Genomic DNA, 23,855 nt, shown 5'->3' with positions numbered 1-23,855 from the left:
ATGGGTGTGTCGCAGCGTCTGAAGAGCCGGTTCCGGCGATTCCTCCAGCGTCCGGGCAGCACGGTCGACCTCGCGCCGCTGGCGAGGTTGTTGCCGGCGATCGCTGCGAAGGAGGACGAACTGAATTCCCTCGACGACGCGGAGCTGACCGATCGGGCCGGACAGGCCACCGAGTTCGTCGACATCTGCGCGGCCGGCCGCGAAGCCGCCCGGCGGGCGCTCGGGGAACGCCCCTTCGACGAGCAACTGCTCGGGGTGATGGCGCTGCTCGCCGGCAAGATCGCCGAGATGGCCACCGGTGAGGGCAAGACACTCACCGCGACGATCGCCGCCTACGGCCACGTCCGTCGAGGCAACGGCCCGGTGCACGTGCTCACCGTCAACGACTACCTGGCCCGCCGGGACGCCGAGTGGATGGAGCCGGTGTACGCCCTGCTCGGCCTCAGCGTCGGGTGGGTCACCGAGAGCAGCACGCCACAGCAGCGTCGGGAGGCCTATCAGCGCGACGTCACCTACGTGTCGGTCAGCGAGGCGGGGTTCGACTTCCTGCGTGACCAGCTTGTCACCGATCTCGCCGATCGGGTCCAGCCGGCCCTGTCCACCGCGATCGTGGACGAGGCGGACTCCATCCTGATCGACGAGGCGCGGGTGCCGATGGTGCTCGCCGGTGCGGTCGGCGGTGACCAGGATCCGGTGCACACCGCCGCCGCCCTGGTCCGTGGCCTGCGGGCGGGGCGCGACTACGAGGTCGCCGAGGACGGCCGCAGCGTGGCGTTCACCTCGGCCGGACTGGCCGCCGTGGAGGCCAAGCTGGACGGCATCGACCTCTACGCCGACGACAACGTCGCGCAGCTGTCCGCCATCCACGTCGCACTGCACGCCTCCGCCCTGCTCAAACGTGACGTCGACTACATCGTGCGGGGCGGCGTGGTCGAGTTGGTGGACGAGATGCGGGGCCGGGTAGCCCAGCGCCGGCGATGGCCGGACGGCCTCCAGGCTGCGGTCGAGGCCAAGGAAGGGCTCACCGCGACCGCCGAAGGCGAGGTGCTCGGCACCATCACCGTGCAGGCCTTCGTGGCGATGTACCGGACCCTGTGCGGAATGACCGCGACCGCCGTGCTCGTGGGCGACCAGCTGCGCGAGTTCTTCAAGCTGGAAGTGGCGGTCGTCCCGCCGCACACCCCGTGCGTGCGCGTCGACGAGCCGGACCGGGTCTACGCGACCAGGGCCGAGAAGGAAGAAGCCCTGGTCGCCGAGATCAGCGCGGCGCATGCCGACCGTCGTCCGGTGCTGGTGGGCACCCTGGACGTCAAGGAATCAGAGGGCCTGGCCGCGGCACTGACCGAGGCGGGCATACCGTGCGTGGTACTCAACGCCAAGAACGACGACGAAGAGGCGGCGGTCATCGCCGAGGCCGGAGCCCTGGGCGCGGTCACCGTCTCCACCCAGATGGCCGGGCGCGGCGTCGACATCCGGCTCGGCGGCAGCGACCAGGCCGATCGGGAACGGGTTGCCGAGTTGGGCGGGCTGTACGTCATCGGCAGCGGCCGTCACGACAGTCGGCGGGTCGACAACCAGTTGCGCGGCCGGGCCGGACGCCAGGGTGACCCGGGCGGGTCGGTCTTCTTCGTCAGCCTGGAGGACGACCTCGTCGTGCGGCATGCCCCCGATGCCATTCCGCCGTCGCCCCGGATGACGGCCGACGGCCTGGTCCAGGACGAACAGGTCGACTTCGCCGTCGAGCACGCCCAGCGGATCGCGGAGGGCGTCGACTACGAGATCCACCGCAACACCTGGCGCTACAGCGTCGTCATCGAGCAGCAGCGTAAGGCCCTCGCCGAGCGCCGCGAGCGCCTGCTGACCACCGAGGTCGCCGCGCTGATGCTGATGGACCGCTTTCCGCAGCGGTGCGCCGACCTGGACGAGGACCTACTGTCGCGGGCGGCCCGCAGCATCGCCCTCTACCACCTGGACCGGTTGTGGGCCGAGCACCTGGCCGAGTTGTCCGAGGTCCGGGAGGGTGTCCATCTGCGGGCCCTCGGCCGGCTCGATCCACTCGACGAGTTCCACCGCGCGGCGGTGCCGGCCTTCAACCGGCTCGTGCCGGAGATCGAGGCCCGCACCGTTGCGACGTTCGCCGAGACCGAGTTCGACGAGGACTGGCAACCGGACGAGGCGCAGCTGGTACGACCGAGCGCGACGTGGACCTATCTCGTGCACGACAACCCGTTCGGATCTGAGCTGGACCGGTTGATCGCCTCGGTCGGTCGGCGGCTGGGCGCAAGTAGCAGGTCCTGATCTCGTCGGCGCCGCGTCGACCGGCCGACGGAGCCGGCCGGACGTCGCCGGCCGACCGGTGTCCTCGGTGGAATCGGGTGGCGGCCGGTGTGCGCATCGAGCAACACTCGGTGTAGCACCGTCACCAGATTCTGCCTGCCCAGTCGGAAAGGCGTGACGTTCGATGCCCGACAGAGTGCGTATGTCCGGCAATCCACTCCAACCCATGCTGGTGACCCTGCCGTTCGGGTTGTTCGTCTGCGCCACGTCGTTCGACGTCGCGGCGCTGACCGGGGGACCGCGGTTGTTCGGCGAGGTCGGCTACTGGACCATGGTCGCCGGTCTGGCGGCCGTGGCGCTGACCCTGGGCGTAGGCCTGATCGACCTGTGGGACGAACCCCCCGGACGTGTCCGCTCCCTGCTACTGCGCTTCAACGTGATCGGGCTCGCGATGGGCGGCGTGTTCCTGCTGGCCTGTCTGGTGCGCAACAGCGGTGCGGCGCCGCTGGCCGCAGCGCCGTTGCTCGTCGTCGAAGCGGTGGGACTGGGAGTCGGGGCACTCGGGTTGCGCTACGGCACGGCACTGCTGCGTCAGGTGGCCGAGACGAGCGCCCAGCAGGAGCGTTCGGCCACACTCGACGCGCTTGCCCGCCGACCGGCGCAACGCCCAGGCTAGCTCACCAGCAGTTCCTGCATCCGGCTGATCTCCACGGTCTGCTCGGCGGCGATCGAGGTGGCCAGTTCTTCGATCGCCAGGTCGCTGCCCCCGGTCAGCACCCGCTCGGACATCTCGATCGCGCCCTCGTGGTGAGCCGTCATCATGGCGACGAACCGGCTGTCGAAGCCGGCACCGCGTGCTGCCGCCAGCTCGCGGATGGCCTGTTCGGTCTGCATGCCGGGCATGGTGTCGTGATCGTGGTCGCCGGCCGGCAGGTCCCGCGCGGCCAACCAGGACTTCAGTACGGTGATCTCGGCGGCCTGACTGGCGCGGATCCGGTCGGCGAACGCCCGGACACCGACATGGTCGGTGCGCTCGGCCGCCAGCGCGGCCATCTGTACCGCCTGGGTGTGGTGCGGGATCATCATCTGCACGTACCAGGTGTCGACCGCGTTGTACTGCGGTGGATCGATGACGACATCGGAGCCCGGCCGAACCTCGCTCGATTCGCCGGGACGCCCGGGCAGGATCACCGGTGGGTCGCCGGCTTGCTGACCCGTCGCGGTGGACTCGTCGTCCGTTGTCGACGATCCAATGACGATTCTGGTCGTGTGGTCCGATTCGGCCGAGCGGACCACGGCGGTGATGGCGACCAGCGATACCGCGACCACAGTGATCGCCGCCGTGCGCCGTTTTGGCATCTGGCGCCACAATCGCAGCAGTCGTGGTTGATTCATCGTCCCTCCCCGGTGTCGTGATGCTATCCACCAAGCCGTAACCATCGATGTGATGAGTATCACATCGATGCCGGGAACTCGACGGTAAGGTCAGCGTCATCATCAATCCCCTTCGAAGGGTGCCGCAAACATGATCAGACGTTCCCCACGAGGGCCGCGGCAGCTCCGATCGGTCGCGCTGGCGGCGGTCGCCGCCATGCTGGTCAGCCTCGCAGTGGCGACACCGAGCCACGCGCGGACGCCGTTCGACACCGACTGCGCCGCCACCACCGATGTGCTGGCCGTCGAGCTGTGCCTGGCACAGACCGAGGCGTCCGCGACGGAGGATCCCGGGCTCGGCGTCGACGAGATCGACAGCAGTCCCAATCTGCGGCAGATCGCCAACCTGCCGAAGCCCGCGCCGTTCGACACGCAGTCGGCCCTCAACTCCGACCTGGCGTTCCAGGGCAAGTATGCCTTCGTCGGCAACTACAACGGCTTCGTCATCTACGACATCGGCGATCCGCGGCAGCCGCGTCTGGTGTCCCAGGTGGTCTGTGTAGGGGCCCAGAACGACATCACGGTCTACGATGACCTGCTGTTCCTGTCGACGGACTCCTCACGCAGTGACGACTCGTGCGCAAGCACGTCGCAGTCCGCCTCGATCAAGGAGTCCTGGGAGGGCATCAAGATCTTCGACATCCGGGACAAGACGAACCCCCGCTACATCAAGTCGGTGGAGACCAACTGCGGATCGCACACCCACACCCTGGTGCCGGCGAAGAACCGCAGGTCGGTGTATCTCTACGTCTCCTCCTACAGTCCATCGACCAACTTCCCCGACTGCCAGCCGCCACACGATCTGATCTCGGTCATCAAGGTGCCGTTGCGCAAACCGACCGACGCGGCCGTCGTGGCGGTGCCGAACCTCTTCCCGGACGGTGGCAATCCCGGCGGCAACGGCAGTTCGACGACCACCGGCTGCCACGACATCACCGCGTACCCGCAGAAGGATCTCGCGGCCGGCGCGTGCATGGGCGACGGCGTGCTGATGGACATCTCCGACCGGGAGGCGCCCCGGGTGATCCACCAGGTCCGGGACACCACCAACTTCGCCTTCTGGCACTCCGCGACGTTCAACAACTCCGGCACCAAGGTCGTCTTCACCGACGAACTCGGCGGCGGCGGCGCGGCCACCTGCAACGAGACCATCGGCCTGGAGCGTGGCGCGGACGCGGTCTACGACATCACCGGACGGGGTGACGACCGGGAGTTGGTTTTCCGTAGCTACTTCAAGATCCCACGGACCAACGCGGCGACGGAGAACTGCGTGGCGCACAACGGCTCGCTGATCCCGGTGCTCGGTCGCGACATCATGGTCCAGGCGTGGTACCAGGGCGGCGTCTCGGTGTGGGACTTCACCAACTCGGCGAACCCGGTGGAGATCGCCTACTGGGAGCGCGGACCATTGTCCGACGAGCGGATGATCGCCGGCGGCCCGTGGTCCACCTACTACTACAACGGCTACATCTACTCCAGTGACATCCAGAAGGGTCTGGACGTGCTGGAGATCAGGGACTGGCGCACCGCCAGCGCCAAGCTGGTCCGCATGCACGAACTCAACGTGCAGACTCAGTCCTGGTACCTGAGCTGGTAACGACCCGGGGACACCACGGCCCATCCGGACCGTCGACCGCCCGGCCGCCACGACGGCGGCCGGGCGGCCGGGTCAGCTGGCGGTACAGCTGACCGTGGGAGCGGGATTGCTCTGCTGCCAGCTGGCGAGGAAACCAAAGGTGGCGGACCCGGCCGGGGCCAGAGCGCCGTTCCATGCCACGTTGCGGGCGGTGACCGTGGTACCGGCCTGCGTCACGGTCGCGTTCCAGGCCTGGCTCACCTGTTGGCCGCCGCCGAAGTCCAGTCGTACGGTCCAACCGGTCAGGGTGGCGCCGCCGGTGTTGGTCACCGTCACCTCGCCCTGGAATCCGCTGTTCCACTGGCCGACGACCCGGTACGCAGCGCCGCAGGAACGCCCCGGCGGTGCGGTAGTGGGTGGTGCCGTCGTGGGTGGTGCCGTCGTGGGTGGTGCCGTCGTGGGTGGTGCCGTCGTGGGTGGTGCCGTCGTGGGTGGTGCCGTCGTGGGTGGTGCCGTCGTCGGTGGCGCGGTGCTGGGCGGTGGTGTCGGGGTCACCCCGTCCAGCGCCGCGGTGAGGGCCGGATACCACCGGTCGGACATCTTCTGGTCGCCGGCGGCGTTCGGATGCACTCCGTCGTACGTGTCGGTGCCGGTGCTGAACCCGGTCCACTGATCGACCACGACGACCGGCGACTGACCGGTGCTCTTGCCCGCTGCCCAGGCCGGGATCGCCGCGTTGAGCGCCACCACCCGCTGGGCGCATTCACCACAGGTAGCCGGTGCCATCGGGATGATCTGGGCGACCAGTACCGTCATCGACGGGTTGTTCGCCCGCATCTGGTCGACGAGTTTGCCGTACGCGGTCAGGATCTGCTGCGTCGAGCGGTTGCTCCACACGTCGTTCGTGCCGAAATGCATGAGTACGACGTTCGGATTGGTCGCCGCGAGCCAGGCTGGTAGCTGATTCTGGTCGGCGACGGTGGTGACCAGCGCACCGCCGTGTCCCTCGTTGTCCCCGTCGTACGGCAGCCCGCATCCCTGCGGCCCGAGCGTGCCGACAAAGTCGACATCGGTGTAGCCGGTGTCCTGCAGACGGTTCCAGAGCATGGCACGCCAACATCCGGGCGAGCCGGTGATCGAGTCGCCGAGCGGCATGATCCGCACCGGAGCGGCGGCGGACGCGGACGGGACGGTGATGAGCATGCCGACGACGACGGCGAGTGCGGTCAGCGCTGTTTTGAACACTGCCGCGACCCGAGGTCTCGGTGTACCGGGCATGGAGTTCTCCTGTCACGAGATGTGCATCGACCCGCTGGCGTTGCGCGGGCACGCGGAATGGACGTGACAGCCCGACTCCCAGCGCCTATTGAAGCAAGTGGATGATGTTGCGCGCAACCAGCGGGGACCGGACCCCTGCTCAGCCCAACCAGGCGGCGATGACCAGCAGGGTGGCTGCGGTGGCGATGGTGGACAGCACGACCGCGTCGCGGGCCAGTTGCTGGGCGCGCCGGTAACGGGTGGCGAAGATGAAGACGTTCTGCGCGGTCGGCAGCGCGGCCGTGACGACCGCGGCGAGCAGTGCCGCTCCGGCCAGACCCAGGCCGTGCCGGCCGATCAGGTACGCCGCGACGGGCTGGCCGACGACCTTGAAGGCGACGGCGGTGTAACGCTGCCGGGCGTCCGTGCCGGCCGCGAACGGCCGGCTGCCCGGTAGCGACATGCCCAGCGCCAGCAGCGCCAGCGGTACGGCGGCCGCGCCGAGCAGGTCGAACGGGCGCAGCAGTTCGTCCGGTGGGTGCCATCCGGTGGCGGCCAGCGCGATCCCGGCGGCGGAAGCGATCATGATCGGATTGCGGGCGGGCAACGACAGCAACCGGCCGGCCGACGGGCGGCGGTCACCAGCGGTGAGATCCAGCACGGCGAAGGCCGTCGGCGCCGCTACCAGCACCTGGAACAACAGCACCGGTGCGATCACCGAGACGTCGCCGAGCACGTACGCCGCGACCGGGATGCCGAGGTTGGCCGCGTTGACGTACGAGGCGCTGAGCGTGCCGATCGCCACCTCGCCGGCCGGCAGTCGCCACCAGCAGCGGGCGAGTACCAGGTATCCGGTGGCGACCACGACGGTGCTGAGCAGGTATGCGGCGAACCCGGTGGTGAACACCTCAGCCGGGGCGGCGGTCGACAAGGTGGTGAACAGCAACGCCGGGGTAGCCACGAAGAAGGTCAGGCGGGCCAGGACGGCGGTGCCGGTCGGGCCCAGTAGATCGTACCGGCCGATCAGGTAGCCGATCAGGGTGACCGACCAGATCGCGGCGAACCCGGCGACGATTGCGCGCATACGATCATCCTGCCGGGTCGCCAATAGCACCGAGATCGCATATCCAGAGCGAGCAATCGATTACGTTGTGTTCGTAAAAAATCACATTTCCGCAACGCCGTCGGCTATTGACCCGCGCCGTGCCGGACGGCAGCATCGATCTCCTGCGGTGCCCCCCGACACATCATTGTCCGCTGTGCCCGGTGCGGGTTTCCGTGTCTCACCTGGGAACTGTCTCGCGGGTACCCGATGGCGGGTCATCCCCGGCCGGACTGCCAAGGAGGACCATGTCGGTCAGCCCTGCCTCGCCACGCGCCGGGTGGTCCGGTTTGCCACCGTCTGGCGTCACCCGTCCACCTGCGGCGCCGCGCCGGGGATCCGGTCCGGTCATGGCGACGGTCACCGTCACCGTCTCGATTCCGCTGATCGCCGGGGAGGAGGCGTTGACCCCGTCCGCCCGGCGACTCCTTGACGCGGCCCGTGAGCTGGTGGAACGTGGCGAAGCCACGGTCGAGCTGCCCGAGCAGGCCGGCCCGGTGACCACGCCGGTGACCACTCAGCCCAACGGCGCCGAGCCCCACGACATCGAACCGCGGCTCGTCGTGAATCCAGACTCCTGTCCCACGCCGACGCCTGCCGCAGCGGACAGCGAGCCGGTGGCGACGGGCGTCGAGAACCGTCGGACGGCCGGCGACGCCCCCGTGTTGCAGGTGATGATCGCCTCACGGACGGTCCTGCTCGACGGCGCGGCCCTGCCGCTGACCCGGCTCGAGTTCGATCTGCTGCTGCACCTGGTGGAGAATCCACGACGGGTGTTCACCCGGTTGCAGTTGCTCGCGGCCGTATGGGGGTACGAACACACCGGTGTACGTACCGTGGACGTCCATATCCGGCGGTTGCGGGTGAAGGTCGGCCAGACCCCCCTGATCACCACCGTGTACGGCGTGGGTTACCGGCTCGCCGACGACGTCCAGGTGAGCGTCGACCGTGCCGGCTGACCGCCCGCCGGTTCGCCCGCCGTCGCGGCAGGTTTGCCGTCGCCGCGCCAGGGGTAAGACGCGGATCTTCGCGGCGAACCGTCACCGGCCTGGCGAGCTCGCACGGCAACTCGCCGCACCTGATCTGAAGGGGGATGGGCGCATGCTGACGCATGACGTGCAGAAGCGGCCCGGTCTGTCGGCACCGGGCGCCACGACGTCTGCCGGCGCCGCCGGCGATGTCGACACCGGGCGGATCCGAGCGGCGCTGACCAGCCGCTACCAGGAGCTGACCACGGAATACGAGCAGGCGATGGCGCAGAGCCAGGTGCTGCGACTGATCGAGGGCGGCGACACCGCCGGCGACGACCAGGCCGACAGCGGTACGAAGACCGCCGAGCGCGACGCGGCCCAGTCACTGATCCGCAGCATTCTGGACCAGCGTGCACAGTTCGAGCACGCGCTGGCCCGGCTGACCGCTGGCGACTACGGGCGGTGCGAGGGCTGCGCCGGGCCGATCCCAATCGAGCGGCTGGAAATCTATCCCTCGGCGACCACCTGCGTCACCTGCAAGCAATCCCGTGAGCGGCGGGCCGCCTGACAGCGGCGCCGCTCAGGTACCGGGCGAGGGTGGTCACCCGACGCGGGCGACCACCGGTGATCCCGGCCGGCGAGATGATGGCGACCCCCCGGTCACGACGACAGCGACGCGAAGAGGGGATGCCGACCATGGCTACCGCACAACTGTCCACCATCGACGCGACGGTGGCCAGGACCAATCGGATGCTCGGTGAGATCGAGCAGGTGTTCGGCTGGCCGGCTCAACGGCGCCACCAGTCGTACGTGGCGCTCACCGCCGTCCTGCACGCGTTGCGGGACCGGCTGCCGCTGGCCGAGGTCGTCCACCTCGGCGCTCAGCTGCCGATGCTCGTCCGGGGCATGTACTACGAGGGCTGGGATCCGACGTCCGCCCCGGCCAAGCTGGATCGCGACGAGTTCGTCGCCCGCGTGCGGCGCGACTTCCGGTTCGACGTCGACGGCGGGGCCGAGCGGCTGATCCAGGTCGTGACGCAGGTGCTGCGCCGGCACGTCAGCGACGGTGAGTGGCGTGACGTGCGGGCCACCGTACCGGCGGAGCTGCGTGGCCTGCTCGCCCAATGAGGCACCGTGGCCGGTGAGACAGCGTGGCCGGCCCAGGCGGTCACCGTAGCGACACTTCGGTGACCAGCCGGCGGCGGTGATCGACCTGGCGGTACGGTCCCACCAGCCGGACCTGGACGCGGTGCACGGCCCGGGTGTTCGACGTGGCCAGTCGTAGCTCAAGGTCACCAGGTTCCACCAGTCGGCGGCCGTCCCGACCGGTGAAACAGGCCAGATCGGCGGGCACCGCGAACTCGACCACGCGGCTGGTGCCCGCGTCCAGCGGAACCCGGGCGTACCCGATCAGCCGGACGACCGGTCGGGTCACCTGCGCGACCGGATCGTGCAGGTACAGCTGCACGATCTCGGCGCCGTAGCGGTCGCCGGTGTTGGCCACCCGCACCGCGACGCGGACCGTGCCGTCGGTGGGGATCTCCACCGGTGGACCGGTCGGATCCAGGTCCTCGTCATCGACGCGTACCTGGGACCAGTCGAACGAGGTGTAGGACAGCCCGTGCCCGAAGGGGAACAGCGGGCTGGGATCGATGCTGCTGACCTCGGTGCGGTGCCCCAAGCGCGGGCTGAGGTAGCTGGCCGGCTGCCCACCGGGATCGCGTGGCACCGCGATCGGCAACCGCCCGGACGGGCTCACCCGTCCGGCGAGCACCGCGGCGACCGCCGGACCACCCTCGGCGCCGGGGAAGAACGCCTGCACCACCGCGGCGAGCCGACCGGCATAGCGCCCGAGCGCGTACGGCCGTCCGGCGAGCAGAACGAGCACCACCGGAGTGCCGGTCGCGACCAGTGCCTCGATCAGCTCGCCCTGCCGGCCGGGCAGGTCCAGGTCGGCGGCGTCGCAGCCCTCCCCGGAGGTGCCCCGGCCGAACAGGCCGGCCCGGTCGCCCACCACCGCCACGCACACGTCGGCGTGGGCGGCGGCGTCGGCGGCGACCACGATTCCCGGGGTGTCCTGCGCGTCGACCCGCCCGGTGGCGACATGCTCCACCGCCGCACCGGGCAGTTCGGCGCGCAGCGCGCTGAGGACGGTCTGCATCCGCAGGTCGCCGTCCGCACCCGGCGGCGTGGTCCCGACGTGACTCGGGAACGTGTAGCAGCCGAGCATGCCGGTGACACTGTCGGCGAGCGGGCCGACGACCGCGATCCGGGACGGTGCGTCCAACGGCAGGATGCCGTCGTTGCTCAGCAGCACCACCGACTCCTCGGCCAGGCGACGGGCCAGGACCCGGTTTCCCGGCGAGTCGAGGTCGATGTCGCCGGCCTCGCCGTCGCTGGCCGGCCGGGCGGCCAACGCCGACGGCATCGGCTGCCAGTGCGGGTCGAGCAGGCCGAGCTCACACTTCTGCCGTAGCACCCGGGTGACCGCACGGTCGACCACCGATTCGGGCACGGCGCCACCTTGGACCGCTTCGATGAGCGGCACGCCGTAGCACCGCACCGCCGGCAGTTCGACATCGACCCCGGCGCCCAGCGCCAACGCGGCAGCGGCGGCCGGTCCGTCCGCCACCTGGTGCAGCGACTCCAGGAACGACACGCCGAAGTAGTCGGCGACCACGGTGCCGGTGAACCCCCACCGCCCGCGGAGCAGGTCGGTCAGCAGCCCGCCGTCGGCGGCGGCCGGGATTCCGTCGACCTCGGCGTACGAGTGCATGACCGAACGCGCTCCACCGTCGCGGACCGCCATCTCGAACGGCGGTAGCAGCACGTCGGCGAACTCGCGTGGGCCCATCGACACCGGGCCGAAGTTGCGCCCGGCGCGTGCGGCGGAGTAGCCGGCGAAGTGTTTGAGCGTCGCCACGATCCCGGCGGACTCGAGGCCGCGTACGTAGGCCGTACCGATCGTGGCGACCAGGTACGGGTCCTCGCCGATGGTCTCCTCGGTCCGGCCCCACCGCGCGTCGCGGCTCACGTCCAGCACCGGTGCCAGCCCCTGGTGCACGCCGACCGAGCGCAGGTCGGCGCCGATGCGGGCGGCCACCTGCGCCACCAGGTCCGGATCAAAGCTGGCACCCCAGGCCAGCGGGCTCGGGTAGACGGTCGCACCCCAGGTCATGAACCCGGTCAGGCACTCCTCGTGCACCAGCGCCGGTATCCCGAACCGGTTTCCTGCCGTGATCTCCGCCTGCCACCTGGCCAGGGTGCGGGCACCGTCGGCCGGCGTCACCGCGGCGGTGCCGAACGGGCGGGTCAACTGCCCGAGGCCGGTGTGCAGCAGATCATCCCACCCCACCGTGGCGTCCACCATGTCGTGCTGATGCGGTGCCATGTCGTCGACCGAGGTGTTGGCGTCGCGCCAGTAGCTGTAGAGCTGGGCGACTTTTTCGGCCAGTGACATCCGACCGAGCAGATCGAACACCCGTTCCTCCACCGGCAGCGCCGGATCACGCCACGGGGCGGGCCGGTCACCGGCCTGGACGCCGCCGTCAGCGGTCGGCGCGGTGGCGGGACCCGCCAGCTGACCAGCTTGACCGTGCTGGGTCAGGCTGTCGTCCAGGGCAAAATCCTTGCTGCTCACCCGGCAGCCTCCTGTCGATCGTCGCCGTGCCGGCCGGGTTTCGCGGTACCAGACCGGACACGACCGCGTTTTCCGATATGTTTCCGGAAACTTGCGGTCTCGTCGAGATCTGCCGGCAGACAAGTTGCTGGCACCCGCCAGGTACGCTCGTCTCGCCATCCGTGCCCGACGTACCGCCCGTCCGGCGTGGCCCCGGCCGGCGGGTCGGGGTCACGCCGGGTGGGGACCTGGGGTGAATTCCGGAACAGTCTCCGTAAAATGTCGGTGCAGGTAGGGTGCCGACCTTCGTGACACTGCCGTCCGGGTCGATGCCGGGCGCTTTCCGACTGGGGCAAGATAGGGCGCGACTCGGCGTACGGTGCGCGCCGGCGGGCCGGACGTGCGCTGTACGCCGGCGCCTCGACGAAGGAGTTGCCGTGACGGTCGACGAAGGACGCAGGATAACCATCACCGCGATCGCCCAGGAGGCGGGCGTGTCGGTGCCGACCGTGTCGCGGGTGCTCAACGGGCGCAACGACGTCGCGCCGCAGACCCGCGAGCGGGTCGAAGAACTCCTGCGCAGGCACGGCTACCGGCGCCGAGCGACCCGCTCGCGCGCCGGTGCGAGCCTGATCGACCTGGTGTTCAACGATCTCGACAGCCCGTGGGCCGTGGAGATCATCCGCGGGGTGGAGGACGTGGCCCACGCGGCCGGCGTCGGCACCGTCGTGTCAGCCATCCACCGCCGATCCACATCCACTCGTCAGTGGCTGCAGAATCTGCGTACTCGGGCGACGGATGGCGTGATTCTGGTCACTAGTGAGTTGGCACCGCCGATGCACACCGAGCTGCGTCGGCTCAACGTACCGATGGTGCTGGTCGACCCGGCCGGTGTGCCCAGCCTCGACATCCCGACGATCGGGGCGACAAACTGGGCCGGCGGACTGCAGGCGACCGAACACCTGATCTCGCTGGGGCACCGGCGGATCGGTTTCATCGCCGGCCCACCACGCCTGCTGTGCAGCCGGGCCCGCCTGGACGGGTACCGGGCCGCGCTGGAGGCAGCCGAGATCCGGCTACGTCCCGAGTACATCGTGGCGGGCGACTTCTACCACGAGTCCGGCTTCGACGGGGCGGCGGCACTGTTCGACCTCGACGAGTGGCCGAGTGCGATCTTCGCTTCCAGCGACCAGATGGCCCTCGGCGCGTACGAGGCGCTGCGCCAGCGCGGATTGCGGGTGCCGGACGACGTCAGCGTGGTCGGTTTCGACGATCTACCCGAAGTGCGTTGGTCGTCCCCACCGTTGACCACGGTGCGCCAGCCGCTGGCCGAGATGGGCCTCCTGGCCGCCCGGACGGTGCTGCGGCTGGCCCAGGGCGAGCCCGTGGACACCCCCCGGGTCGAGCTCGCCACCGAGCTGGTGGTGCGGGACAGCAGCGCGCCCTATCCCAGGTAGCGACCCCCCAGGCCGCGATCGCGTCGACCCCGGCAGCCCACTGCCGCAACAGCAGGTTAGCGACGATCGGGTGCGGGTACCCCGCGGTCACGATCGCAGCGTCACGCGCTGGCGGTGCTGACCAACCGCAGGGGGAGCGATGCAGCTCGACGACGACGACATCCGTAGTACCGGTGCGTCCGCCGGCCACGGCCCAGCTGATGGTGGGGCGAATCCTGCTGGCCACGATGGTGGTGCCGACGGTAGCGCGAAGCCGAAGTCGGCCGAGGGGCTGGCTGATGGTGGGGCGAATCCTGCTGGCCACGATGGTGGTGCCGACGGTAGCGCGAAGCCGAAGTCGGCCGAGGGGCTGGCTGATGGTGGGGCGAATCCTGCTGGCCACGATGGTGGTGCCGACGGCGGAGCGAACCGGCGTTGACTGCGGCTGCCACCACACCGGTACCCGCACCGACCGACGTCCCGCGAATGCCAGGCGTCGGCGCGAGCCGCCGCCCGGCATTCGCCCGGTGCGTCGCCATCGAGCCCGCCACGTTCGCCGCCACCTACTGGGGGCGGGCACCGCTGTTGTCGCGGGCCGCCGAATTCGGCGACCGGGCCGGCTTCACCGACCTGCTCGACCAGGCCGGGGCCGACGAGCTGCTCAGTCGCCGCGGCCTGCGTACCCCGTTCCTGCGGGTGGCCAAGAACGGGGCGATGCTGCCGGAGGCCGTCTTCACCGGCGGTGCCGGCGCCGGCGCGGAGATCGGCGACCAGGTGCTCGACGAGCAGGTACTCGGCCTGTACGCCGACGGCGCCACCCTGGTCCTGCAAGGGCTGCACCGGATGTGGCCGCCGCTGGTCGACTTCGCCGGCGAACTGGCCACCACGTTGCGGCAGCCGGTCGCGGTCAACGCCTACCTCACTCCCGCCGCGAACCAGGGCTTCGCCACCCACTACGACACCCACGACGTGTTCGTCCTGCAGGTGCAGGGCCGCAAGCGGTGGCGGTTGCACGAACCGGTGCTACCCGACCCGCTGGAGTGCCAGCCCTGGTCCGGCCGGGCCGGTGAGGTGCGGGCACAGGCACAGGACCGGCGACCGGTGTTGGACACCGTCCTCGTCCCCGGCGATGCCCTCTACCTGCCACGCGGCTGGTTGCACAGCGCAACGGCCGAGCAGGACAGTTCCCTCCACCTGACCGTCGGCATTCGCGCGTTGACCCGCTACGCGCTGGTGGAGGCGCTGCTCGCGCTGGCGGCGGCCGACCCCCGACTGCGTGCGCCGCTGCCGTTGCGGCTCGATGTCGGCGACCCGGATGAAATCGAGCCCGAGTTGTCCGAGACCGTCGAAGCGCTACGCGACTGGCTGACGACGGCACAGTCGGAGCAGGTGGCTGCTGACCTGCGCCGTCGTGGCTGGCCGACAGCCCGCCCGGCCCCGCTGCGACCGCTCGCCCAAGCCGCGCGGATCCGTGTGCTCGGCACCGACGATGTGATCCGGATCCGGGCCGGCCTGCGGTGGCGACTGGCTGCGCGACCGGACAACCGGGTCGCCGTGCAGGTCTTCGACCGTACCGTGAGCTTCCCCGGCCACTGCGCCCCGGCGCTGCGGGCGGTCCTGGCCGGACCCGGAATCCGGGTTGGTGACCTGCCCGGTCTGCACGACGACGCCGACCGACTGGTGTTGGCGCGTCGGCTGCTGCGCGAAGCGATCGTGGTCGGTGCCAACGGGTAGCGCCGCGCCGACACCGGTCGGCCGACCGCATCGCCGGATCGACGTACCCGTCGTGGTGACGCTCAGCGTAACGTGACGACCAGCATCGCGCAGGTGACCAATCCGGCGGTCAACACGGCCAGGCTGCCCCGGATGTCCAGAACCGCGTGCCGGTGATCGGCCAGCAGCTTCGCCGGTACCAGGCCGAGCAGCGGTCCGAGCAGCGTGACGACCAGGGCGATCACCGGCATCCCGACGGCCAGGTCCCCGCCGTAACGCTGCCCGGCCAGCCGGCACAGGGTCGCCAGCCCGAACCCCGCCGCGGCGCCGAGCACGCCGAACACCACCAGCGCCGGGTACGCCGACCGGGGCAGCGCCCCCGGATCCGCCGACCGGTGCACCAGCCGTCGGGCGGCGGCCAGCCAGTGTCGCGGCTCGTCGGGCTGCTCCGGCCCGACCGGCACGGACAGCGCCGGTGGCAACCCGGCGAAGCGGGCCGCTGTCGATCCGAACCGGTGACTGGCCTCGGCCCAGATCGCGGCCACCTCCCGGTCGACGTCGTCCACTTGGCGCCGGGCCTGCACCTGCGCCTGGCGCAGGTCGGCCAGTTCCGCCTCCAGCTCGTCGATCGCGGCCTGGGCATTCGCGCATTGCTGTGCGTGCCACTGTTGCGCCTCGTCGCGGCGGGCCTGCAGGCCTGCGGCCAGCTCGGCCAGCTGTTGCATCAGCGCCGGATACGGCTCGACCATCAGACCAGTCCGTACGGGATGATGACCTCGGCGTTGCGGTGCACCGCGCGATCGAAGAACAACCCCCGCCACGGCCTCGGGTACCACAGCGGTCCACCGGCCCGTGGGTACAGCGGAGGTGCCAGCTCGCTGCCGTGTACGTCCAGTGCCACCCAGGCCCCGATCTGGTCGGTACGGGAACCCACGCCGCCGAGATCGTCCCGCATTCGCGCGATGCCCCGCCACCAGGCCAGCACATGGGTGTGCCGCTCCGGACCGACGTGCAGGATCCGACGCAGCCGGTCCGCACCCGAGCGGCCGGCGAACTTCGCCGCCAGCCGTCCGGCGGCGGCGTCGACCGCGTACAGCACCAGAAAGTGCGGCCGTACCGGTACCCCGGCGGTGTCGGCGGCCAGCCGGTCGGCGGTGTCGGCGAGCAGTCCGGCGACGGTGTCCAGATCGTAGAGCCCTGTCCCGGCAGGCAGCGTCGTGTGTAGTTGCCGGGCGGCGGCCTCCGCGTCGGGGTCGAGGCAGGCCAGGTCGAACCGGGCGGTACCGGTCGGGTACTGCCGGGCCAGCGACCGGGCCGCAGCGTCGAGCAACGCACACGCCTCGTCGACCCGGGTGCCGAGCACGGCCAGGTTACGCCCTGGCGCCCGGCCCAGGGCCAGGCGCGCGGACCCGGCGAGGACGTCGATCGTCTCGCCGAGTAGCGCGACCGGCTCGCGGGGGCCGTCCCCGGTCGCGGTCAGCGCCTGGTAGTCGGGCGCCTGCGTCAACCGGGGCACCGCGTCACCGTCGAACAGCCGGGGCGCGGTGAGCCCTTCGGGGCGCCGTCGCCACAGCCGGTGCTGCAACTCCTGCCAGGTGTCCCGATCGCTGGCGGCGGGAATCCGGACGACCCGGTTGGCTTCGACCGCCCCGGACTCGGCGTTGACGACGGCGTGGTGGCGGGGCAAGGTCTCGGCGGCGGTGTTCGTCTCCGGCAGGATCCGCCGTGCCTTGGGCAGCGCAATCCGCAGCGCGAACTGCGCGATCAACGCGGTGCGGCCCCACAACGCCTGGATCCCCGAGACGTCCTGCGAGGCGAGGATCAGGTGGATGCCCTGGGACCGCCCCCGGCGGGCGAGGTCTTCCAGCAGTGTCGCCGCCTCCGTGGCCAGGGCATCGTTTCCGGACAGCAGTACCTGGAACTCGTCGATCACGGCGACGATCCGGGGCCAACGCCCATCGGGATCCTCGGCGCGCAGTTCGGCGAGCTTGGTCACCTCGTGCCGTTTGGCCGCGTCGGCCCGCCGCCGCAACTGCGCGCCGAGGAAGTGCAGCAGCGCCAGTCCGAACTCGCGGTCCGTGTTGACGTTGACGCCGACCAGTCGTACGTGCGGCAGGAAGCTTGGATCCCGCCGACCTGGGGCGAACCGGGCGAAAGACACTCCCTCCTTGAAGTCGAGCAGGTAGAACTCCAGCTCGGCGGGGGAGTAGCGGGCGGCGAGCGCACCGATCCAGGCATAGATCAAGTTGGTCTTACCGGTGCCGGACGGCCCACCGATCAAGGCGTGCGGCGGATAGTCACTCAACGTCACCGCCACGGGTCGGCCCTGCGGGCTGTCGCCGACCGGTGCGGTCAGCCCGGCGCTGGCGTCCTCGGTCCATTCCCGCTGTGGCAGCAGGTCACCGAAGACCGCCGGTGACGGTCCGGCCGACATCCGCGCGGCGACCGCCCGGCAGGTGCGGGTGACCAACTCGGCCGGCGGCGGCGGATCCAACCGCACCGGCAGTGCCGGATAGCCGCTCACCCGGGCGGTTCCGTCGGCGACCGACACGGTGGTCACCGCGGGACCGGCCTCGAGCGCGACACCGCGTACCACCAGATGAACCCCGCACGAGGGCCCGGCCCGGGCGATCCGGTCCAGCTGAGCCCGTTCGTGACGGGACAGTTCCTCACCCGGGCTGCCCAGCAGCACCGCGATCCGCCACGGCTCCGGGCGGCGCCCGGTGCCTACGGCCAACTCACTCAACGAACGGTACTCACCGGCCAGCACCGATTCGTTGATCCGCCGGATGTGATCGACCAACCCGTCGAGGTGACGGCCGAGCCCGCCCGGCCCGACGAAGGTCAGCAGCCCCGGCCCGGCGAGCGGTGCGAATCCGGCCAGGCCACCGCCGAGTTGTTCCGGGTCGTAGCCGGTCACCCGGATGGCGCCGGGTTCGGTCCGGCCGAGAGCACGCAGCAGCAGCGCGGCGACCACCGCGTCACAACCGTGGCGGTCGCCGTCGAGCGCGACATGGCCGTGATCGAGCAGGGGCACCAGCGCGGTGATCGCCGGGCCACCGGTCAACCCGGTCAGCCCGATCCGGGCCATCCCCGGTAGCTCGGTGCGGCCCGCCGGTGTGGGCTGCCACCCGGCCCACTCGGCGGTGGCCGCGCCCGGCGCGGCCCGCCGTGCGGCCTCGGCGGCCTGCCCGGCCACAGTGGCGATCCGCTCGCCGTACCGGGTGGCGAGTGCGGCCAGCCGGTTGTCCCGGTGGGCCGCCGCCCGACCCGGAACCTGCTCCGCGGCCCGCTGCACCCGCTTGAGCCGCTGCTCGGCCTCGGTGAGCTCGGCCTCGACGGCATCGAGGTGGTAACGGGCCGCTGCCCGGGCGTGGCCGAGCGCCCGGCGGACCGCAGTGACCAGATCGGTCCGCGTGTCAGGCATCCTGCCCCCGGCGCTGCTGTGGCTGATCCGGCCGCAGCGTCTCCGGGGCACGGTCGAGCAGCCGCAGCAGTACGCCGGTGAGGACGGCGCCGACGACGGCGCCGTCGGCCGGATGCGGTGGTGGCCGCTCCCGGTCGTGACCCGACGCGTCGGCCCCGGTCGCCCGGTCGCGGGGCCGCTGATCCGCCGGCACCCGGCAGATCCGGGCGAGCAGTGTGTCCAGCACCGGTTCGGGCATGCCCGGCAGCAGCTCGCGAACCTGCCGGGCGGTGGCCTTGGCCAGCCGGGGCAGGTCCTCCGCGCGTGGTTCATGATCCAGCAGATCACCGGCGAGATGATGCAGCACGGGTGGGGTGACGGCGGTGAGGTTCAGCCCGGTCGGGGCGGCGGTGGCGGCGAGGTCACGGTGCAGCGCCGAGCGGTCCTCGGCACGCACCGCCGTGGCCACCCGGCGGAGCAGGTCGACGGTGTCGGTGCCCGGCGCGTCCGGCGGCCGGTCACCGCCCGACGACGGGCCCGCGTCGATCGGCCGGTCGGTCAACTCCGCCACCCGGGCCGCCCACCAGTTGCCGAGCTGCGGCGCCGCCGTGGCACCGGCGACGGGACCGCTCACGGTGTCGGGATCGGCGCGGCGGCGTTCGAGCGCGGCCCGCCAGGCACCGTCGGTGGCCGGGCCGCCGGCGAGTCCGATCGCGGTCAGGTAGTCGGCGACCGCCTGTTGAGCGACCCGCAGCGCGTGTCCGGCCTGTTCGGCGTGTTCGGTGGCGTGGGTCAGCTGTGGCACCGCCATCGGATCGGCAGACTCCTGGCGGACCCAGATCAGCAGTTCGGTCGCGGCCCGTAACCGCTGCACCGCGACCACGATCTGCCCGAGCGGCAGATCGTCGGCAGTCGTTCGCACGTGCGCCGCGAGGTCTTCGACGAGGGACATCGGTCAGCTACAGCGTTGCGGAGTACGTCTGCGCCTGTTCCACCGCCGCGAGCGTCGCGGCCAGGCACTCCTCCAGCTCCGTGCTGGCCTGGAACAGGGCCGCCTGGGCGGCGCCGACCGCCTCGTTGCCACTGCCTTCGAACGCGGCGGCGAGGCTCTGCTGAGCCTCGGCCAGCTTTTCGCTTGCCGCCTGAACGGCGGCCTGGCCTTCGGACACCTGCATGATGGCGGCCTCGATGGCGGACTTGACCTCGGCGACACTCGCCACGGGCGAAACCTCCTCAGGGCTGGAAGGCTCTATTAGAGCTTACCGCCGGTGGGTGATTGCTGCTCGGCTGTCCGATCCCGCAGATAGAGACGTGAGCCGCGCTGCACGGATCGCCAGGGCAGCCAGGGTGAGCTGCCCGAAGCGGCAATACCGGATCAGGTCTTCAGTCTGAATACCGGTCGGATGTCCGACACCGCGGCTGTCACTCGCCGGTGTCTTGGTGCCGGTCGGCCAGGTCGAGCTGGCCGGTCAGCCAGCGCGGTCCGAGTACCTGCGCGCCGACCGCGCGAACCCGTTCGCGCAACTGCCGGTCGGCGGTGGTCACGAGGACTCGGTCGTAGCCGGCCGCTTCGTCGGTGGCGATCCGTACGACAAGGTCGTCGCCGGAACCTGACGCGGCGGCGACGCGCACACCGGCGGTGCCCGGCAACTCGCCGGCCGCACCCTCCACCACGAGCACCACGTCGACCGGTGGCGGCAGCCGCGGCAGGCCGTCGGCGAGTGCCACCGCCAGTTGGTCACGCAACCGGGCCGTGGCGGCGAGCCGGTCGCGCCACCACCCGTCGGGCCGGGACCCGACCACGTTGGCACCGTCGACGATCAACAAGGTCCGTGTACCTGCCATGCCTGCCAAGCCTGCCAGCCTGCGACCCGGGACGCCCCGGGGCAGGGCGGGATCCCGAACGTTTGTCCCGGGCGGGCCCGGGTAGCCACTGGCCGGTTCGGCCAGCGGGCGGGGGATCGGCGAGGGGACACCAGGATGAGCGACGGACCGTACGGGCCGGGCGGGCTGGGCACCGACCCGTGGGAGGATCTGCTCGCCCGGTTCCTCACCGGCGGGGAGCCCCGGTTGCCGGTGCATCGTGTCGACATCACCCGGCTGATGAGTGCCGACGCCCGGGACCTGCTCACGTCGGCCGCCCGACGCGCCGCCCAGTCCGGCACCAGCGACCTCGACACCGATCACCTGCTGTGGGCCGCGTTACAGCGCAAGCCGCTGCGTGAACTGCTCCGCCGGGCAGGCGCGGACCCGGACGGGCTGCTCGCCGAGTTGGGCGGACCGGCGGCCGGCCGGGGCGAGGTGCCGGCGAACCTGTCGCTGACTCCGGCGGCGAAACGGGCACTGCTGGACGCGCATCAGCTCTCCCGGGCCACCGGCGCCACCTACATCGGCCCCGAGCACGTGCTGATGGCGCTCGCGGTGAATCCGGAGTCGGCCGCCGGGCGGATGCTCGCCGCCGGGCACGTCGAGCCCCGATCGCTGCAGAACGCCAGCGCCGAGCGCGGTGGCGCGCCGAAGACCCGTGCCGATCACGGCACCCCCACGCTCGACCAGTACGGCCAGGATCTCACCGAGCTGGCCCGGGAAGGGGCGATCGATCCGGTCGTCGGGCGAGGGGAGGAGATTGAGCAGGCGGTGGAGATCCTCTCCCGGCGTACGAAGAACAACCCGGTGCTGATCGGCGAGGCCGGGGTGGGCAAAACCGCGATCGTGGAGGGCTTGGCCCAGCGGATCACCGACGGTGACGTACCGCAGACCCTGGCCGGTAAGCGGGTCGTGCAACTCGATCTCGCCGGTCTGGTCGCCGGCACCCGCTACCGGGGCGACTTCGAGGAACGGCTGAAGAAGGTGATCGACGAGATCCGTACCCGTGGCGACGAACTGATCGTCTTCCTTGACGAACTGCACACGCTGGTCGGTGCCGGTGGCGGCGGAGCCGAGGGCTCGATGGACGCCAGCAACATGCTCAAGCCGGCCCTGGCCCGTGGCCAGTTGCGGGTCGTCGGCGCGACCACGTTGGACGAGTACCGGCGCAACATCGAAAAGGACGCGGCGTTGGCCCGCCGTTTCCAGCCGGTGCTGGTGCCCGAGCCGACGGTCGAGGACACCGTGGCCATCCTGCGCGGCCTGCGGGACCGGTACGAGGCCCACCACCAGGTCCGGTTCACCGACGACGCGTTGGTGTCGGCCGCGGAACTCGCCGACCGCTACGTCAGCGACCGTTTCCTGCCGGACAAGGCGATCGACCTGATCGACCAGGCCGGTGCCCGGGTCCGGCTGCGGACCCGTACGCCGGCCGCCGACGTGCGCGAGCTCGAACGCCAGCTCGAGCAACTGCATCGGGACAAGGCCCAGGCGGTCGCCGACGAGCAGTACGAACGCGCGTCCGGTCTACGCGACCAGTTGCTCGACGTGCAGCGGCGTATCGACGTGGCGCGCAGCCCGGACAGCCTCGGCGTCCCGCAGGTCAGCGTCGAGGAGGTCGCCGAGGTGGTGTCCCGGGCCACCGGCATCCCGGTCAACCAGCTCACCGAGGAGGAACGGGAGCGGCTGCTGCGGTTGGAGGGTGAGCTGCACCAGCGGGTGGTCGGGCAGGACGACGCGGTCGCGGCGGTCGCCGAGGCGGTCCGGCGCTCGCGCGCCGGTCTGGGCGATCCGGACCGGCCGGTCGGTAGCTTCCTGTTCCTCGGACCGACCGGGGTGGGCAAGACCGAGTTGGCCCGCGCCCTGGCCGCCGCGCTGTTCGGTGATGCCGACCGGATGATCCGGCTCGACATGAGCGAGTTCCAGGAACGGCACACGGTCTCCCGCCTGCTCGGTGCCCCGCCCGGGTACGTCGGCTACGAGGAGGCGGGGCAGCTGACCGAGGCGGTGCGGCGGCGTCCGTACGCGGTGGTGCTGCTCGACGAGATCGAAAAGGCGCACGCCGACGTGTTCAACATCCTGCTCCAGCTGATCGACGACGGCCGGCTCACCGACAGCCAGGGACGCACGGTCAACTTTCGCAACGTCGTACTGATCATGACGAGCAACCTCGGCTCGGAACTGATCACCGGCGGTGCACGCAGTGTGGGATTCGGCGGTGCCGACGGCGCCAGCCCCGACGACAGCCTGCGTGAGCGCCTGCTCCGCCGGTTGCAGGAGGACTTCCGACCGGAGTTCCTCAATCGGATCGACGAGATCATCATTTTCCGTCAGCTGGCCGCGCCGCAGTTGCGCCAGATCACCGACCTGCTGCTCGAGGAGACCCGCCGCCGCCTGCACGCCCAGGACATCACGGTCGAGGTGACCGACCCGGCGGCGGACTGGATCGCCGAAGCGGGTTTCCAGCCCGAGTTCGGCGCCCGGCCGATGCGCCGCACGATTCAGCGTGAGGTGGACAACCAGCTGTCCCGGATGCTGCTCGACGGCAGCCTCGCCGCCGGCCAGCGGGTCACCATCGACGCCCACGACGGAGCCCTGCGCTTCGACGTCGGCGAAGCGGGGGCCGCCGGACGTAGCCCGGCCAGCATCGGGATGGGTCGATGACGTCTCCCGATCACCACCCGAACTCACCGTCAGGAGACACAGATGAGCCAGCCCGAGGAACAACGCAGGAAGTCGGCCAAGACAGACCAGACCCTGGTCCGAAACCGTCCCGGAGCCGACGAGACGGACGACGGCGAGCTGTGGGACGAATTCCACGCCCGCGTCAACCTGACATCCGAGCAGCTGCGTGACTGGCTGCTCACCCGGGCCTCGGGCGAGACCGCGTTCGCCACGTCCAACCTCGGCCTGCCCAGCCCAGGAGCGCAGGTGCTGACGGTGCTCGGCAAGCGGCGGGGAGACCTCACCGACACCGACCGCCGGACCATGGCCGAGGTCGTCGACGAGATCCGCGCGCTGCTGCGCCGGCGTCCGCCGGCCGGCGCGAGCGATGACGGTTGGCGGCACACGTTGCTGGATCTGGGCCACGATCCGCTGCGACCCGCCGGCGGCGGCGGGCCGGTCGAGCAGTGACGGGCCGGGCAGCCGTGAGCGTGACAGCCGTTACCGGCGGGCACCGGGACCGAGTCCGTGGCG

20 protein-coding genes are annotated in these 23,855 nt (G+C 70.9%); 11 read left to right on the top strand and 9 right to left on the bottom strand.

The features are described from left to right. Both secA2 and ACN27F_RS01830 read left to right on the top strand, forming a co-directional pair. Nucleotides 1-2,298, top strand: coding sequence for an accessory Sec system translocase SecA2 (gene secA2, locus ACN27F_RS01835; protein WP_421430803.1), 2,298 nt, complete (start codon nt 1-3; stop codon nt 2,296-2,298). 163 nt (nt 2,299-2,461) lie between these two features. Then, on the top strand, nt 2,462-2,953 hold the full coding sequence (locus tag ACN27F_RS01830; protein WP_421430802.1) for a DUF2231 domain-containing protein: 492 nt from the start codon (nt 2,462-2,464) through the stop codon (nt 2,951-2,953). Here ACN27F_RS01830 and ACN27F_RS01825 read toward each other — a convergent pair. Next, nucleotides 2,950-3,672 carry a DUF305 domain-containing protein gene (locus tag ACN27F_RS01825; protein WP_421430801.1) on the bottom strand — a complete coding sequence of 241 codons (723 nt, stop codon included), beginning with the start codon at nt 3,670-3,672 and terminating at the stop codon, nt 2,950-2,952. The genes ACN27F_RS01830 and ACN27F_RS01825 overlap by 4 nt on opposite strands. Before the next feature lie 130 nt (nt 3,673-3,802). On the opposite strand from ACN27F_RS01825, the gene ACN27F_RS01820 reads away from it, so the two are divergent. Continuing rightward, the gene (locus ACN27F_RS01820) at nt 3,803-5,308 is read left to right on the top strand and encodes an LVIVD repeat-containing protein (protein WP_421430800.1); all 1,506 of its coding nucleotides are present in this window, start codon (nt 3,803-3,805) and stop codon (nt 5,306-5,308) included. A gap of 72 nt (nt 5,309-5,380) precedes the next feature. Here ACN27F_RS01820 and ACN27F_RS01815 read toward each other — a convergent pair whose 3' ends face one another. After that, a complete protein-coding gene (locus ACN27F_RS01815; RefSeq protein ID WP_421430799.1) occupies nt 5,381-6,394 on the bottom strand; it encodes a cellulose binding domain-containing protein in 1,014 nt (337 codons plus the stop codon). Between ACN27F_RS01815 and ACN27F_RS01810 the strand changes: the two genes are divergently transcribed. Then, complete coding sequence (locus ACN27F_RS01810; RefSeq protein WP_421430798.1) at nt 6,393-6,632, top strand: hypothetical protein; 240 nt, start codon at nt 6,393-6,395, stop codon at nt 6,630-6,632. The two genes, ACN27F_RS01815 and ACN27F_RS01810, sit on opposite strands and share 2 nt — an antisense overlap. A 72-nt stretch (nt 6,633-6,704) precedes the next feature. Here the strand turns inward: ACN27F_RS01810 and ACN27F_RS01805 are convergent, their stop codons facing one another. Further along, entirely contained in the window at nt 6,705-7,628 is a 924-nt protein-coding gene (locus ACN27F_RS01805; protein ID WP_421430797.1) for an AEC family transporter, read from the bottom strand. Nucleotides 7,629-7,894: 266 nt separating this feature from the next. Here ACN27F_RS01805 and ACN27F_RS01800 point away from each other — a divergent pair, with 266 nt between their 5' ends. The 3 genes from ACN27F_RS01800 to ACN27F_RS01790 all read left to right on the top strand — a co-directional run bounded on the left by ACN27F_RS01800 (nt 7,895) and on the right by ACN27F_RS01790 (nt 9,745). Continuing rightward, a complete protein-coding gene (locus ACN27F_RS01800; RefSeq protein ID WP_421430796.1) occupies nt 7,895-8,605 on the top strand; it encodes a winged helix-turn-helix domain-containing protein in 711 nt (236 codons plus the stop codon). A 142-nt stretch (nt 8,606-8,747) separates the two neighbouring features. Continuing rightward, nucleotides 8,748-9,185, top strand: a complete 438-nt coding sequence (locus tag ACN27F_RS01795; RefSeq protein ID WP_421430795.1) for a TraR/DksA family transcriptional regulator — start codon at nt 8,748-8,750, stop codon at nt 9,183-9,185. Between the two features lie 128 nt (nt 9,186-9,313). Beyond that, nucleotides 9,314-9,745, top strand: a complete 432-nt coding sequence (locus ACN27F_RS01790) for a DUF2267 domain-containing protein (RefSeq protein ID WP_421430794.1) — start codon at nt 9,314-9,316, stop codon at nt 9,743-9,745. Nucleotides 9,746-9,785: 40 nt separating this feature from the next. On the opposite strand, the gene ACN27F_RS01785 is transcribed toward ACN27F_RS01790, so the two are convergent. After that, nucleotides 9,786-12,257, bottom strand: a complete 2,472-nt coding sequence (locus ACN27F_RS01785; protein WP_421430793.1) for a glycoside hydrolase family 3 N-terminal domain-containing protein — start codon at nt 12,255-12,257, stop codon at nt 9,786-9,788. 416 nt (nt 12,258-12,673) lie between these two features. Here ACN27F_RS01785 and ACN27F_RS01780 point away from each other — a divergent pair, with 416 nt between their 5' ends. Together ACN27F_RS01780 and ACN27F_RS01775 are read left to right on the top strand one after the other, a co-directional pair. After that, nucleotides 12,674-13,693, top strand: coding sequence for a LacI family DNA-binding transcriptional regulator (locus ACN27F_RS01780; RefSeq protein ID WP_421430792.1), 1,020 nt, complete (start codon nt 12,674-12,676; stop codon nt 13,691-13,693). A gap of 465 nt (nt 13,694-14,158) precedes the next feature. Continuing rightward, nucleotides 14,159-15,406, top strand: a complete 1,248-nt coding sequence (locus ACN27F_RS01775; protein ID WP_421430791.1) for a cupin domain-containing protein — start codon at nt 14,159-14,161, stop codon at nt 15,404-15,406. Nucleotides 15,407-15,468: 62 nt separating this feature from the next. Here the strand turns inward: ACN27F_RS01775 and ACN27F_RS01770 are convergent, their stop codons facing one another. From ACN27F_RS01770 to ACN27F_RS01750, 5 genes are all read right to left on the bottom strand, one after another. Then, complete coding sequence (locus tag ACN27F_RS01770) at nt 15,469-16,134, bottom strand: hypothetical protein (RefSeq protein WP_421430790.1); 666 nt, start codon at nt 16,132-16,134, stop codon at nt 15,469-15,471. After that, nucleotides 16,134-18,812: an FtsK/SpoIIIE domain-containing protein gene (locus tag ACN27F_RS01765; RefSeq protein WP_421430789.1), complete on the bottom strand. Its 2,679-nt coding sequence runs from the start codon at nt 18,810-18,812 to the stop codon at nt 16,134-16,136. Before ACN27F_RS01765 ends, ACN27F_RS01770 begins: the two co-directional genes overlap by 1 nt. Next, the gene (locus ACN27F_RS01760; RefSeq protein ID WP_421430788.1) at nt 18,805-19,743 is read right to left on the bottom strand and encodes a hypothetical protein; all 939 of its coding nucleotides are present in this window, start codon (nt 19,741-19,743) and stop codon (nt 18,805-18,807) included. Before ACN27F_RS01760 ends, ACN27F_RS01765 begins: the two co-directional genes overlap by 8 nt. A gap of 7 nt (nt 19,744-19,750) precedes the next feature. Next, on the bottom strand, nt 19,751-20,011 hold the full coding sequence (locus tag ACN27F_RS01755) for a hypothetical protein (protein ID WP_421430787.1): 261 nt from the start codon (nt 20,009-20,011) through the stop codon (nt 19,751-19,753). 202 nt (nt 20,012-20,213) lie between these two features. After that, nucleotides 20,214-20,636 (bottom strand): hypothetical protein, encoded by a 423-nt coding sequence (locus ACN27F_RS01750; RefSeq protein ID WP_421430786.1) that lies wholly within the window; start codon nt 20,634-20,636, stop codon nt 20,214-20,216. Nucleotides 20,637-20,771: 135 nt separating this feature from the next. On the opposite strand from ACN27F_RS01750, the gene ACN27F_RS01745 reads away from it, so the two are divergent. Further along, a complete protein-coding gene (locus ACN27F_RS01745) occupies nt 20,772-23,321 on the top strand; it encodes an ATP-dependent Clp protease ATP-binding subunit (protein WP_421430785.1) in 2,550 nt (849 codons plus the stop codon). Between the two features lie 42 nt (nt 23,322-23,363). Next, nucleotides 23,364-23,792 (top strand): DUF3140 domain-containing protein, encoded by a 429-nt coding sequence (locus tag ACN27F_RS01740; protein WP_421430784.1) that lies wholly within the window; start codon nt 23,364-23,366, stop codon nt 23,790-23,792. The last annotated feature ends 63 nt before the right edge of the window (nt 23,793-23,855 follow it).

The sequence above is a fragment of the Solwaraspora sp. WMMB335 genome (assembly GCF_049179075.1).
Taxonomy (GTDB): domain Bacteria; phylum Actinomycetota; class Actinomycetes; order Mycobacteriales; family Micromonosporaceae; genus Micromonospora_E.
The sequence above is the reverse complement of the archived record's forward strand: the minus strand, read 5'-3'. Positions and strand labels throughout refer to the sequence as shown.

What these genes read in the sequence shown, in the direction of transcription:
- secA2 (WP_421430803.1), top strand. Translation starts at nt 1, where the DNA reads ATGGGTGTGTCGCAGCGTCTGAAGAGCCGGTTCCGGCGATTCCTCCAG.
- ACN27F_RS01830 (WP_421430802.1), top strand. Translation starts at nt 2,462, where the DNA reads ATGCCCGACAGAGTGCGTATGTCCGGCAATCCACTCCAACCCATGCTG.
- ACN27F_RS01825 (WP_421430801.1), bottom strand. Translation starts at nt 3,672, where the DNA reads ATGAATCAACCACGACTGCTGCGATTGTGGCGCCAGATGCCAAAACGG.
- ACN27F_RS01820 (WP_421430800.1), top strand. Translation starts at nt 3,803, where the DNA reads ATGATCAGACGTTCCCCACGAGGGCCGCGGCAGCTCCGATCGGTCGCG.
- ACN27F_RS01810 (WP_421430798.1), top strand. Translation starts at nt 6,393, where the DNA reads ATGGCACGCCAACATCCGGGCGAGCCGGTGATCGAGTCGCCGAGCGGC.
- ACN27F_RS01815 (WP_421430799.1), bottom strand. Translation starts at nt 6,394, where the DNA reads ATGCTCTGGAACCGTCTGCAGGACACCGGCTACACCGATGTCGACTTT.
- ACN27F_RS01805 (WP_421430797.1), bottom strand. Translation starts at nt 7,628, where the DNA reads ATGCGCGCAATCGTCGCCGGGTTCGCCGCGATCTGGTCGGTCACCCTG.
- ACN27F_RS01800 (WP_421430796.1), top strand. Translation starts at nt 7,895, where the DNA reads ATGTCGGTCAGCCCTGCCTCGCCACGCGCCGGGTGGTCCGGTTTGCCA.
- ACN27F_RS01795 (WP_421430795.1), top strand. Translation starts at nt 8,748, where the DNA reads ATGCTGACGCATGACGTGCAGAAGCGGCCCGGTCTGTCGGCACCGGGC.
- ACN27F_RS01790 (WP_421430794.1), top strand. Translation starts at nt 9,314, where the DNA reads ATGGCTACCGCACAACTGTCCACCATCGACGCGACGGTGGCCAGGACC.
- ACN27F_RS01775 (WP_421430791.1), top strand. Translation starts at nt 14,159, where the DNA reads ATGCCAGGCGTCGGCGCGAGCCGCCGCCCGGCATTCGCCCGGTGCGTC.
- ACN27F_RS01770 (WP_421430790.1), bottom strand. Translation starts at nt 16,134, where the DNA reads ATGGTCGAGCCGTATCCGGCGCTGATGCAACAGCTGGCCGAGCTGGCC.
- ACN27F_RS01765 (WP_421430789.1), bottom strand. Translation starts at nt 18,812, where the DNA reads ATGCCTGACACGCGGACCGATCTGGTCACTGCGGTCCGCCGGGCGCTC.
- ACN27F_RS01760 (WP_421430788.1), bottom strand. Translation starts at nt 19,743, where the DNA reads ATGTCCCTCGTCGAAGACCTCGCGGCGCACGTGCGAACGACTGCCGAC.
- ACN27F_RS01750 (WP_421430786.1), bottom strand. Translation starts at nt 20,636, where the DNA reads ATGGCAGGTACACGGACCTTGTTGATCGTCGACGGTGCCAACGTGGTC.
- ACN27F_RS01745 (WP_421430785.1), top strand. Translation starts at nt 20,772, where the DNA reads ATGAGCGACGGACCGTACGGGCCGGGCGGGCTGGGCACCGACCCGTGG.
- ACN27F_RS01740 (WP_421430784.1), top strand. Translation starts at nt 23,364, where the DNA reads ATGAGCCAGCCCGAGGAACAACGCAGGAAGTCGGCCAAGACAGACCAG.